Annotated in this window: 10 protein-coding genes; 4 read left to right on the top strand and 6 right to left on the bottom strand. The window is 67.8% G+C overall.

The window, feature by feature from the left end; translation table 11 throughout:
• Nucleotides 1-98: 98 nt before the first annotated feature.
• From KEG57_RS24540 to KEG57_RS24515, 6 genes are all read right to left on the bottom strand, one after another.
• The gene (locus KEG57_RS24540; protein WP_272423340.1) at nucleotides 99-1,025 is read right to left on the bottom strand and encodes a TRAP transporter TatT component family protein; all 927 of its coding nucleotides are present in this window, start codon (nucleotides 1,023-1,025) and stop codon (nucleotides 99-101) included.
• 42 nt (nucleotides 1,026-1,067) lie between these two features.
• Nucleotides 1,068-3,137, bottom strand: coding sequence for a bifunctional aldolase/short-chain dehydrogenase (locus KEG57_RS24535; RefSeq protein WP_272423341.1), 2,070 nt, complete (start codon nucleotides 3,135-3,137; stop codon nucleotides 1,068-1,070).
• 94 nt (nucleotides 3,138-3,231) lie between these two features.
• Nucleotides 3,232-4,542 (bottom strand): adenosylhomocysteinase, encoded by a 1,311-nt coding sequence (gene ahcY / locus KEG57_RS24530; RefSeq protein WP_272423342.1) that lies wholly within the window; start codon nucleotides 4,540-4,542, stop codon nucleotides 3,232-3,234.
• Entirely contained in the window at nucleotides 4,539-5,588 is a 1,050-nt protein-coding gene (locus tag KEG57_RS24525) for a methyltransferase (protein WP_272423343.1), read from the bottom strand. Before KEG57_RS24525 ends, ahcY begins: the two co-directional genes overlap by 4 nt.
• 125 nt (nucleotides 5,589-5,713) lie before the next feature.
• Nucleotides 5,714-6,997, bottom strand: a complete 1,284-nt coding sequence (locus KEG57_RS24520) for a M16 family metallopeptidase (protein WP_272423344.1) — start codon at nucleotides 6,995-6,997, stop codon at nucleotides 5,714-5,716.
• A gap of 35 nt (nucleotides 6,998-7,032) precedes the next feature.
• A complete protein-coding gene (locus tag KEG57_RS24515; RefSeq protein WP_272423345.1) occupies nucleotides 7,033-8,796 on the bottom strand; it encodes a peptidylprolyl isomerase in 1,764 nt (587 codons plus the stop codon).
• Between the two features lie 165 nt (nucleotides 8,797-8,961).
• Here KEG57_RS24515 and KEG57_RS24510 point away from each other — a divergent pair, with 165 nt between their 5' ends.
• The 4 genes from KEG57_RS24510 (at nucleotide 8,962) to KEG57_RS24495 (ending at nucleotide 12,451) form a co-directional block, all read left to right on the top strand.
• Nucleotides 8,962-9,468 (top strand): hypothetical protein, encoded by a 507-nt coding sequence (locus KEG57_RS24510; RefSeq protein WP_272423346.1) that lies wholly within the window; start codon nucleotides 8,962-8,964, stop codon nucleotides 9,466-9,468.
• A gap of 75 nt (nucleotides 9,469-9,543) precedes the next feature.
• Nucleotides 9,544-9,924: a PilZ domain-containing protein gene (locus KEG57_RS24505; RefSeq protein ID WP_272423347.1), complete on the top strand. Its 381-nt coding sequence runs from the start codon at nucleotides 9,544-9,546 to the stop codon at nucleotides 9,922-9,924.
• A gap of 26 nt (nucleotides 9,925-9,950) precedes the next feature.
• Complete coding sequence (locus KEG57_RS24500; protein WP_272423348.1) at nucleotides 9,951-10,376, top strand: hypothetical protein; 426 nt, start codon at nucleotides 9,951-9,953, stop codon at nucleotides 10,374-10,376.
• A gap of 17 nt (nucleotides 10,377-10,393) precedes the next feature.
• The gene (locus tag KEG57_RS24495; RefSeq protein WP_272423349.1) at nucleotides 10,394-12,451 is read left to right on the top strand and encodes an ATP-dependent DNA helicase; all 2,058 of its coding nucleotides are present in this window, start codon (nucleotides 10,394-10,396) and stop codon (nucleotides 12,449-12,451) included.
• Nucleotides 12,452-12,612 lie beyond the last annotated feature (161 nt).

Genomic DNA, 12,612 nt, shown 5'->3' with positions numbered 1-12,612 from the left:
GACCCCGGGTCCAGCGCTTGCGCTGGTCCGGGTCCGGGGTGGACAACCCCTGGTCGGGTCCGGGGTGAAACCCCGGCGCTACGCTGCCGAGCGCCCTCTTAGAACCCGCACTCGCGCATGCGCACCTTGCCGAGGTAACGCACGGCGCGGCGCTTCGCGACCACGTTTGCCAGGCGCTGCTCGGGGAAGACGTCGCCGGCTTCGACGACCTCGGTCAGGGCTTTCACGTAGCTCTCCTTGTCGCCTTTGAAGCAATGGTATTTCGCGGCGTACTGCACCTGCGTCAGGAGCATCTTGCCGCCGTGGATCGCGAGTGACTGATCGAAGTGCTTCTTTGCCTCGTCGAGCTCGGCCATCGCGGTGCGGGCGTGATAGGCGCCGAGGATCGTGTGACCGCTGCCGGCCATGTACTTCGGATCCAGCGCCACGGATCGCTCCATGAGTGCGACGCCGATGAACAGATCTCCGACGGCCGCGGGGTCGTCCTTCAGGATGTTCGTCTTGCTGATCCACGCGTAGCCGGCCCAGAAGAGGGCAGGGGCGTCGCGCTCGGGATCCGTGAACTGCGCGGTGTAGGCGCGCATCGTGTCGTCGTTCTTGCGCGCACCCTCGAAGCCCGGGTGATACATCTCGAGGAGCTCGAGGCCGTACCGTAGGCCGCGATCGTAGGCCGCAGACGCGCGGTTTCTCAGGTGCAGATAGCGCGGACCTTCGAGCCCCTCCTCGTCCTCGGCTTGCTCGAGCTCGTCCTCGATGAAGGCGAATGTGGCGCTCGTATAGGTCTTGACGAGTGCGAAGAGTGCGTCCTCGTTGTCGGGGGCGAGATAGTGCATGCCCTCGAACTGGCCGATGCCGTTGAACGCGACGACCTTTGCGACCTCGTAGTCGGTCAACGTATCGATCGCGGCCGAGGCTGTGGCTGTGGCTTCGATCTGGCCTTCGAGGAACATCTTCTTGATGCACCCCGTGCTGGTGAGCGAGAGGGCGGAGAGCGCGAGGACGGAGAGGGTTTGGAGGGGACGCACGACGCGGATGGTACGTCGTGTTCCCGACGCAATTCAATCGACCTACCGCGGGAACGCCGCTGCGTTTCCTCCGTCGACCGTGATGACGCAGCCTGTCGTTGCCTCGGCCGTGGCGAGATAAACGAAGGCCTGCGCCACGTCGGCTGCGGTGGTTTCGCGGCGGAGCAGGTTTGCCCGGAAATATTCATCCACGCCGACACCGCGGGCGCGGGCGCGGGCTTCGAGCATGCCGCCGCCAAAGATGCCTGTGCGGATGCGATCGGCGTTCACCGCGTTCGAGCGGATCCCGTAGGGCGCGAGATCCACGGCGTACTGCCGCGTGAGCGCGACGAGTGCGGCCTTGGGGATCGCGTATGGGCCGAAATCGGGGCCCTGGTTGAATGCGCTCTTCGATGCGTTGAAGAGGAGCACGCCGCCCGAGCCTTGCTGGATCAGGACGTCAGAGGCGAACCGCGCGACGTTCTGGTGCCCGAGTAAGTTCACCTCCAGCGAGGCGCGTAGCGCGCTGTCGCCCTGTTCCCCGTGGATCGGCCCCTCGAACGCTGCGCCTGCGTTCGACACGACCACGTCGAGCCCGCCGAAGCGCAGCGTCGCCTTGCGGATCGCCACGCGCACGTCGTCCTTCGAGGTCACGTCGCAGGGGAGCAGGAACACCCGATCGCTGTGCGCTTCGACGAGTGACTGCGCGGCGCGCTCGAGGGCCTCCTCGTCTCGATCCGTGAGCGCCACGTGCGCGCCCGCGGCGAGCAGCGCGCGTGCTGTGGCGAAGCCGATGCCCGAGGCCGCGCCTGTCACGAACGCGACGTGCCGATCGAGGGGTTTGCCCGCGCCCGCGCTCTTCTTCAGCTTCGCCTGTTCGAGGCTCCAGTACTCCACGTCGAAGATGTCGAGCTCGCTCGCGGGCTCGTAGCCGGCGTTCGCCGTGGCCTGCTCGATCACGCCCGTCGTGTGCTCGTAGATGTCGGCCGTGATCTCGGCGTCCTTGCGCGTCTTGCCCGCGGTGAACGCGCCGAGGCCCTCGATGAGCAGCACGCGTGGCCATGGGTCGAGCTCGCGCCTCTCGCCGGGGCGCGCAGCCGAGCAGCGGCGGAAGTAGGCCCTGTACTGCTCGGCGTACTCGGAGATCGCCGCGTCGAGTGTGGCCTTCGTCTTGTGCCGATCGTCGGGCGAGAGCGGCGGCAAGAGCAGCGGCTTCGGCTTCGTGCGCAGCACGTGATCGGGCGTGGCTGGGCCGAGCTGCGTGATCTCGTCGAGGTCGTTGCGGTCGCAGAACGAGACCATCTGCGGCGTCATGCGGAACGAGCAGATCCAGCGCTCACCGGAGGCGCGAGCGAGGGCGCCGCGAATCATCGGCGCGAGGCGCGCGCAGGCGTCGGGCGAGGGGCTCGAGATCGTGCGCCGCGAGAGGGCCGTAGCCTCTTCGATCCAGTGCTCGGCGCGCGTCACGTTCGCGATCATGCGCTCGTAGCTCTCCATCGCGGTCTCGCCCCAGGTGAAGATCCCGTGCTTGTCGAGGATCATCACGTTCGGCTCGCGGCCCGCGCGGGTGAGCGCGCGCCACAGATCCGCGACCTTCTTCGCGAGCGCGAAGCCGGGCATCACGTACGGGATGAAGAGCACGCGATCGCCGAAGACCTCGCGCACGAGCTGGTTCGATCCCGGCTGATCGACGATGTCGAGCACGGCGTCGGCGTGCGTGTGATCGATGTACTTGAAGGGCAGGTAGGCGTGGAGGAGGGCCTCGACGGAGGGCGTCGGCGCGCTCGGCTCGAGCATGTGCGAGCGGAGGAGCGAGACCATCTGCTCGTCGGTCATGCTCGGCAGCTCGCAGAGCCGCCGGAGCTGCGCGAGCCGGCAGGCGGGGAAGCCGTCGGGCTCGATCGCGCCGAGATCCCAGCCGCTGCCTTTCACGTAGAGCACCTCGGTCGTGTCGCCGACGAGCTCGGTCACCCGCGTCTTGACGGAGGTGTTGCCGCCGCCGTGCAGGACGAGATCGGGGTCCTGGCCGAGCAGGCGCGACGTGTAGACGCGCAGGGCCAGATCCTCGCCCCAGCGAGGGCCGTACGTCTCGACGAACTGGGCGGCTTCTGCGGCGCGGTACCGTGATTCCACGCCGCGTTCATACCACGGGAGGCAGGCGGCGCCGGGCCCGATCGAAAGGACAAACCGCGGCGCGCCGTGGAGGAAACGCCGCGGCCGTCTGCCGTCAGTACCGGTAGTTCTCGGGCTTGAAGGGGCCCTCGACGGGCACGCCGATGTAGTCGGCTTGATCCTTCGTGAGCCGCGTGAGCTCGACGCCGAGCTTGGCGAGGTGCAGCGCGGCGACCTTCTCGTCGAGCTTCTTCGGGAGCAGGTGCACGCCGAGCGGATACTTCTCGGTCCAGAGCGCGATCTGGGCGAGGACCTGGTTCGAGAACGAGGTCGACATCACGAACGACGGGTGGCCCGTGGCGCAGCCGAGGTTCACCAGCCGGCCGCGCGCGAGCACGATGAGCCGCTTGCCGTCGGGGAAGATGAAGTGGTCGACCTGCGGCTTGATGTTCTCCTCTTTGATCTCGGGGTTCGACTCGAGCCACGCGATCTGGATCTCGGAGTCGAAGTGGCCGATGTTGCAGAGGATCGCCTCGTCCTTCATCCGCAGCATGTGCTCGCCGCGGACGACGTCCTTGCAGCCCGTCGCCGTGACGAAGATGTCACCGACGTGCGCGACCGCCTCGAGCGTGCGCACCTCGTAGCCCTCCATCGCGGCCTGGAGCGCGCAGATCGGGTCGATCTCCGTCACGATGACGCGCGCGCCGAGCCCACGCAGCGACTGCGCGCAGCCCTTGCCGACGTCGCCGTAGCCGCAGACGACCGCGACCTTGCCCGCGAACATCACGTCCGTCGCGCGCTTGATGCCGTCGCCGAGCGACTCGCGGCAGCCGTAGAGGTTGTCGAACTTCGACTTCGTGACCGAGTTGTTCACGTTGAACGACGGCACGCGGAGCAGGCCCTTGCGGTGCATGTCGTAGAGCCGGTTCACGCCCGTCGTGGTCTCCTCGCTGATGCCGCGGACCGGATCGGGGCCTTCGAAGAGCTGCGGGTACTTCTCGTGGACCATCGTGGTCAGGTCCCCGCCGTCGTCGAGGATCATGTTCGGGCCTTTGCCGCCCTCGAACGCGTAGAGCTGCTGCTCGATGCACCAGTCGTACTCTTCGAGCGTCTCGCCCTTCCAGGCGAAGACGGGCACGCCCGTCGCCGCGATCGCGGCGGCCGCGTGATCCTGCGTCGAGTAGATGTTGCAGCTCGTCCAGGTCACCTCGGCGCCGAGCTCGCGCAGCGTCTCGATCAGGACCGCGGTCTGGATGGTCATGTGCAGGCAGCCTGCGATGCGGGCGCCGGCGAGGGGCTTCTGCTTGCCGTACTCGGCGCGCAGCGCCATGAGGCCGGGCATCTCCTTCTCGGCGATGCGGATCTCCTTGCGGCCCCAGTCGGCGAGGCTGAGATCGGCGACCTTGAAGCGGGGTTTTTCGCTCATCGTGTCCTCTTGCTGTTCTCGGCGGTCCCTTGCATTTCCTCGCTGTGCCGACCGACCAGTAGCTGCCAGACGAGGTGCCTGTCCGGGCCGTCTCCCTGCCAAGCGCGCGGGAGACGGCGAATCGTCACGTCCGCGAGACCCGCGTCCACGGCCATCCGCCGTAGGGTCTCGGGATCGAAGCCTTGCCAGAGATCGGCCTCCTGCTCGCAGAGGGCCTGATCGTCGTGCGCCTCGTAGTCGAGGACGCACACCGCGCCGCCGCTCGGGCGCGCGAGGTTCTTGAGCGCGGCCATCGCGCGCGCGGGCTTCGGCGCGTGATGCAAGACGCGCGCTGCGAAGACCACGTCCGCGCCGCCGGTGTCGCCGGCCTTCGACATGACGCGGTTGCGCAGCTCGGGCGCGTCGTATTCGCCCTGTACGAGATCCACGTTCGCGAGCTCGCGCCGCCGGATGCGCTCCTCTGCGAGCGCGAGCTGCGCCTCGGCGCGGTCCACCGCGATGACACGTTCGAAGAGCGGCGAGAGCACTTCGAGCAGCGCGCCGTCGCCTGTGCCCACGTCAACCGCGAGGGCTCGATGCGGGAGGAGCGGCGCGATCGCGGCGAGATACGCGCCCAATTCGAGCGGCGGCCCGGATCGCACGGGTCTACCGCCGCGCGCGAAAAACTCGCGGGTCGCGGCGTCGCGGCCGGCGATCACCTCGCCGATCCGTTCCAACGTCCCGTCGGCCTCGCAGGCCGCGGTCCCGGCCCGCACCGCGTCGGCCACGACCGGATCCGTCGCGGCTCCCGGCGAGAGCCGAAGCAGCGTCCACGTGCCTTGCTTGCGCGCGAGGAGCAGGCCCGCGTCCCTGAGCGCCGCCGCGTGCCGCGAAATCTTCGGCTGACCTTCCCGGAGCAGCTCCGACAGCTCCCCGACGCCGAGCTCCTCGGCTGCGGCCAGCGCGAGCAACCGCGGGCGCACCGGATCGGCGAGGAGCCGGTAGAGCTCCCACCGACTCGCGGCGTCCGAGGGCAGACGCCCGCTCGGGCCCGTCGGGTCGTGCATCACGTTTCTTGCTATATGCGTTCATGCGCATGCATGCAAGAATGATCCGTCCCGACCTCCCGCTTCAATAATCACTTCAATAACGACGCCCGCTTCCGACCCTGTCACGCCTCCGTTTTGGTGCGTTATCCCCCGAATCCCTTGACCGCCCGCTCCATCCGCCCCTCTTCCGCGCGGCTGAGCAGGCCCACCGCGACCGTGCTCATTCGCTCGGGACGGAATATCCGCTGGGCGGCATCTCGTACATCGGTGACCGTGACGCTCGCGAGCTCCTCGTGCCTCGCCATCGGCGTCCGCGCGATGCCCGCGAACGCGGCGAGGCCGTAGAAGCTCGCCACGGCCTCGGCGTCGTCGAGCATCGCCTCGACGGACCAGAGGTGACGGTTCTTCGCTTTGTCGAGCTCCTCGGGCGTGGGCCCGTGCGACGCGAGCTCGTGGACGAGGGCAAAAATCTCCTTCAGCACCACGGTCGCGCGCTCGTGCGCCGCGCCCGCGGCGATGTCGACGACGCCGTCGTCCTCGTACGCCTCGAACATGCCCGAGACGTCGTAACAGAGGCCGAGCCGATCGCAGATGCGCTCGTAGAGGCGCGTCGACATGCCGTCGTCGAGCACGCGCAGGAGCATCTCCACGCTCGGCTCGAGTTTGTCCTTCTCGCTCACCGCGCGGAACGCGACGCGCAGCTCCGTCTGGCTCGACTGGTTCTCGATGAACGAAAAGCGCGGCTTCTTCTGGCCGTTCGGCGGAGGCGCCGCTTGGATGCGGCTGCCCTTGGGCATCGCCGTGAAGGCGCGCTCCGCGGCCTTGAGCACGCGATCCGGATCGAGGTTGCCCGCGAGGCAGAGGACCGCGTTCGACGCCGTGTAATGCCGCACGTGGTGGGCGCGCAGCATCGACGCGTCGAAGAGCGCGAGCGTGTCGAGCCCGCCCGTGATCGTGTAGCCGAGCGGGTGATCCTGGTACATCAGGGCCCGCGCGAGGTTGTCCGCGTCGATGATCCGGCCGTCGTCGTCGAGATCCTCGAGGATCTCCTCCCGCACGATCCCACGCTCGATCTCGAGGTCCGAGAAGCGCGGATCCGTCGTCACCTCACCGAGCAGCGAGATCACCTGCTCGAAGTTCCGCGGCGGCACGGAGATGCTCATCACGCCGTGATCCACGTAGGTCGCGGCGTAGAGCGTGCCGCCGAGCCGCTCGAACGCGAGGGCCTGCGCGTGGGCCGAAGGAAGGTCCTTCGTCCCCCGGAAAACCATGTGCTCTAGGAAGTGCGAGATCCCGTTCGTCTTGGAAGTCTCGAAGCGGGATCCCGTGCGCAGGAAGAGAGCTGCGACCGCCCGGTGCACGCTCGGTTGCGGCACGATGACGAGAGGCAGCCCGTTCGGGAGGACGAGGTCTTGGTGGATCAGCATCCGCCCTCACGAATGATGCATCCGGACCGGTTCCGCTACTCTCCGAGGTCCTCAGTGGCTTCCTTGGAGGGCTTCGCTTCCGTCGTGAACTCCGCGCCGCCGAACTTGATCTCCGTCCCGAGCGTGTTGCGAAGGCGCGAGATGTAAGCGACGAGCGCGTCCTCCTGCTTCTCCTCGAGGAGCCGGGCCATGAACATCGGGCGATCCTTCTCCCAGTCTTCCTTCGCGGCGGGCTTCTTCTCCTTCAGGACCATCACGGCGTAGCCGTTGAAGAGCTGGACGATCTCGTCCGCGGCGTCGCCCGGCTTCTCCAGCTTGAAGGCCGTCGTCGCGGCGGTGGAGCCCGGCATCATGCCCGGGATGGGGCTACCCGAAGAGTTGAACGGGAGGCTCGACTCGACGACGGGGCGCTGCGGATGCTTGCGCACGGGCGAATCGTCCGCGGCCTCATCCTTCTTCGCCTCGTCCTTCTTGTCGTCCTTCTTCTTGTCGTCCTTCTTGGCCTTGTCGTCCTTCTTGGCGAGCTTCGCTTCGAGCTCAGAGACGTAGGTATCGACGGCCTGGTCGAGCGTCTTGCCGCCCTTCACCGCGGCGAGGATCGCCTTCGCGGCCTCGGCCGTCAGGCGCTCGGTCTCGAACTTGAGATAGAGGTCCTCATCGACCTCGGCGCGGCCCACGGCCTCGGCTTCGAGGTCCTTCGCAACCTTGTCGACGAGCACGAGGTGATACCCGAACTCGCTCTCGACGACGTCCGTCACCTTGCCCGGCTCGGCCTTGAGCATCGCGTCCTCGAAGGGTTTCACCATTTTGCCCTTCGTCACACAGCCGAGCAGGCCGCCGCGCTCCGCGCTGCCATCCTCGCTCATCGCGCGCGCCACATCGGCAAAACTCTCGCCCTTGTCGAGCCGCGCCTTCGCCTCGTCGATCTTCGTCTTGGCCTTCGCCTTCGCGTCAGCGGGATCGGCGTTGTCCTGATCGATCTTGGCGAGGATGTGGCGCGTCACGCGACACTCGGGCAGGTACGAGGACTTGCGCGAGTTCCACTGGCGCTCCTCCTCCTCCTTGTTCAGCGCGACCCACGCGTCGATCGCCTTCTGCGACTTGTCGGCCACGAGATCCGCGAAGAAGCGTTTGTCGAGGCGGACGTAGGAGACGGTGGCCGTCGACTTGTCCTGGTTGTACCGCGCGAACGCCTCGGCCTCGCCCACGACCGCGCGCGAACGGACGAGATCGCGCATGCGCGCCGCGATGATCTCTTCCTTCTGGTACTCGCGGAAGTCCTGCGGGCTCATCTTGGCGACCATGCGGACCTCACGCTCGTATGCTTTGAGGTCGAACTTTCCGGTCTGCCTATTTTTGACGTTCAGGTAGCGCGTCATGCCGAGGCCCCTGTACGAGGGGCCGCGGGGATCGATGACGCGGCCGTCGGGCATGGTGATGGGCGCGAGCGGCATCGAGACGTGCATCCGACCCGAGGTGAGCGCCTCGTTGAGCTCGTCGTCCGAGACGGTGATCCCGAGCCGCTTCGCGTCCTCGTTCAAGAGCTGCCGCTCGACCAGGCCCTCGGCCGTGATCTTGCGGAAGTTCAACTGGCGCAACACCTCGGCGTCGGCACGCGGGGCGAGCATGCGGTACGAGGCCCAGTAATGGCCCGACGAGACGCAGGCCCCGCGGATCTCCACGGCGCACCTCGCAGACTCGACCATCTGTTGCCCTGCATTCGGCCGGAACTGGACGATGAAGACGAGGGCGATGGCGATGACGGCGAAGCCGCCCAGGATGCTTGTCAACTTGTTCACGTGCTCGAGCTCCGCATCCGGCGTGGCGAGGTCAGAAGCCTCGCAGGGATCAACCGAGGCCCCGGCATAGCACGACTTCACGAGAGAGGCGCTGCGGGAAAGGGCTCCTTTGGCCACGTCGAACGGCTCGACCGCCCGGCGCGTGATGAGTAAGCTCCCGGTCCCATGGCCACACCGAAAAACATGCTGCCGGATTGCGGGCTCTACCTGACGTCGCAGCCGCTTCCGGGCAACGAGCAGAAGGTCCCTGCCAACACGATCGTGTATTTCCACAATCACTCGGACAGCGGCCTTCCTCAGATCATCACGCCCGACCACAACATCCACAACCGCTGGCATTTCCACGGCCCCGGCATCGAGTTCCGCGGCCTCAACTGGGCGGGCACGTTGAAGAAGCTCACGCCCGAAGGCTTTTACACGCTGCGCCGCGAGCTCACCTTCGACGGCGGATCCTGGCCGAAGGGCGCGATCGTCCAGCTCGGCTACACCCGCGAGGGCGACCCGATCCTGTTCATCGGCCGCGTCCGCTCCCGCCTCGACGAGAACGACCTCTTCTTCTCGGACAAGGGCCTCAAGCTGAAGCGCGATCAGCTCAACGTCCTCGAGCCCGCCCCGGTCTACCAGGAGCCCGACGACGGCTCGAGCGGCCACGCCCCGAACGCCACGCATTGAGCCCTGGGCGAACCGAAACGTAAGTACCGTACGTAGGCTGACAACACGAGGCTCGCTGCTACGCTTCCGAGCCTCGTGAAACGCCGCTCTTTGACGCCGACCTCGTGCGCTCCTCCCTCCATGGCCGGGTTTTACCGGCGTGCCTCGGCGCGGAGGCCGTTCTCTGAGCGGGTGGTGTTCCGCCGCGGGGAGAGGGAGGTGCACGGCTTCGCGCTCAACATCAGCCTGGGCGGGTTGCGCGCGATCCTCGACGAATCCGTGGGGCTCGGCGAGTGCTTCGAGGTGGGCCTCGGCGACGAGGGGTCGCGATCCGGCCGGGTCGTCTGGATCCAGGAGGAGCTCGGCGGCGCGATCGTCGGCCTCGCGTTCCTCGACGCGAAGGCGGCGACGCGCGAGGCCGAGGCGCCTCTTGACGTTTCTTCACGAAGTTGCGAGCCTTGGGCCCGGTCCAAATAATCTGGGGGGCCCGGAACGATCGGACGATGCCGACGCCGGCCGAAGTCAAAAAAGCTTTGATTGCCGCAGGGTTCGAGGTGTACCGCACGCGCGGTGACGTCGTGCACGTCGCCGAGCGCGCGCGGGAGAACCTCATCATGGACTCGGGCGTACGCGTGCATTCCAGCGAGGTCGCGGTGGGCCTCGTGCTGCGCGCGCAACGCAGCGATTTCCCACACGACCCGGACGACGCGATGTTCGAGCGCGCGCGTGGGCTCGGCGTCGCTGCGCGGGAGCGCGGATTCAGCGAGGTCGGGACGCAGATCACGCGCCTGCCGGATCCGAGCGACGAGGAGCGCACGCTCGATAGCTGGTTCGAGGTCTCCTTCGAGAAGCGCGTCGCGGGGCTCGACGAGGCGATGGCCGAGGTCGGCTTCGCGCTCTCGCTCGAGAAGGCGGCGTCGCGGTCGTAGTGCGCTACGACGACGGCGTGAGCGACGACGAGGACGACGACGTCGAGCTCGAGGCCCAGCCCGAGCGCTCAGGGAGGCGTGGGCGCGCGCGGAAACTGCTCGGACCGGACGGGCCGCTCGCGCGGGCGTTCGAGGGCTACGAGGATCGCGAAGGGCAGCTCGCGATGGCCGACGCGGTCGAGCGATCGCTCGAAGAAGATCGCGTGCTGCTCTGCGAGGCGGGCACGGGCACGGGCAAGACGCTCGCGTACCTGGTCCCGGCGATCCTGAGCGGCCGCAAGGTCGTGATCTCCACGGCGACGAAGGCGCTCGAAGAGCAGATTTTTGCCAAGGATCTGCCACTCGTTGCCGAGTACCTCGGGCTTCGCGTGTCGGCGGCGCTCGTGAAGGGGCTCGGCAATTACCTCTGCTTGCGGCGCTTCGACGAGCTGCGAACGAGCCCCGAGTCGCACCACGACGCGGGCGTCTCGCGCTCGCTGCCCGTCGTGGAGGCGTGGGCGCGGGAGACCGAGGTCGGCGATCTCGCGGAGCTCGTCACGCTCGCGGAGTCGGATCCGATCCGGCGCGAGGTGTGCTCGTCGAGCGAGACGCGCATCGGCTCGGCGTGTCCGTTCTTCGAAAAATGCTTCGTCACGCGCATGAAACGCGAGGCCGAGGAGGCGCGCGTGCTCGTGGTGAATCACCACCTCTTCTTCGCGGATCTCTCGCTCAAGCTCGGCCGCGGCAATGTCCCCGGTGCGGGCGCGCTGCCGCCTTACGACGCGGTGATCTTCGACGAAGCGCACGAGCTCGAGGACATCGCGACCGAGTTTTTCGGCACCCGCATTTCCGGGTCGCGCGTCGACTCGATGCTGCGCGACGCCGATCGCGCCTTCATCGCGAGCGGGCTCGCCGATCGAATCCTCGGGCGAGGGGAGGGGACCGCGATCGTGGCGCTCGTGCGCGAGGCGGCGGATCGGTTCTTCGCGGCGGTCGCGAAGGTCGGGGGCGAAGCCGCGCGCGAGGGGCGCGTGGAGCTCAAGCGCGAGGTGTGGGCAGGCGAGCTCGTCGATGCGTATCACCACTTCGACGAGGCGCTCGAAGCGCTCGGAGGCTACGCGTCGGCGCACGCGATCACGGAGGCGGTCGGGCTCGTGGGCACGCGCGCGGAGACGCTCCGCGCGGACGCAGCGAAGATCGTGGACGGCAAATCGGGCCAGGTGACGTGGGTCGAGGTGCGCGCGCGATCCGTGTCCGTGGGCGTGTCGGCCGTGGACGTCGGCTGGCTCTTCCGCGAAGGCGTTTTCGAGCGCATCGGCGGCGTGGTGCTGACGAGCGCGACGATGACCGCAAAAGCGGGAGATTTTCGCTTCCTGCGCACGCGCCTCGGCCTCGACGAGCGCGTCACGGTGCCGGTCGACGAGCTCGTCGTGCCTTCGCCGTTCGACTACGCGTCGCGCGCACTGCTCTACACGCCGCGGGATCTGCCGGAGGTCTCGGATCCGGCGTTCCTCACGGCGTCGGCGGATCGGATCGTGGAGCTCGTGAACATCGTGGGGGGCGGCGCCTTCGTTCTTTGCACCTCAAACCGTTCCATGGTCGCGCTCGGTCGCACGCTCGCGGGAAGGGTGCCAGGGCCGCTCATGGTGCAGGGGCAGGCGCCGAAGCGGATGTTGCTCTCGAAGTTCCGCGCCGCGCATCACGCGGTGCTCGTGGCCACGATGAGCTTCTGGGAAGGCGTGGACGTGCCGGGCGACGCGCTCCGGCTCGTGGTGATCGACAAGATCCCGTTCGCCGTGCCGACGGATCCCGTGGTGGTCGCGCGATCACAGGCGATCGAACAGGCGGGGCACTCGCCGTTCGCGACGTACACCGTGCCGCAAGCGGCGATCACGCTGAAGCAAGGGTTCGGCCGGCTGATCCGGACGCGGCAGGATCGCGGGATCGTGGCGATCCTCGATCGACGGGTGCGGACGCGCGGCTATGGCGCGCTCCTGCTCGACGGGCTGCCGCCAGCCGCGCGCACCGAGCGCATCGACGAGGTGAAAGCTTTCTGGTCGAGGCTGCTCGCGGAAGACGACGCGGCTGGCCACTGAGGTCCGGCTCATCGGGGAGCCGCTGCGCTGGGGCGTTGCCCCAGGCCCCACCAGGGGCTGTCCGCCCCTGGACCCGGACCAGCCAGGGGCTGGACCCGGGGTCGATGAACTGCGCAACGCGCAGTTCATCGAACAGGCCGAGGCAAGACCGGCGACGGGCC

The organism is Polyangium jinanense, from assembly GCF_028435365.1.
Note: the sequence above shows the minus strand (reverse complement) of the source record. Positions and strands in the feature narration are given on the sequence as shown.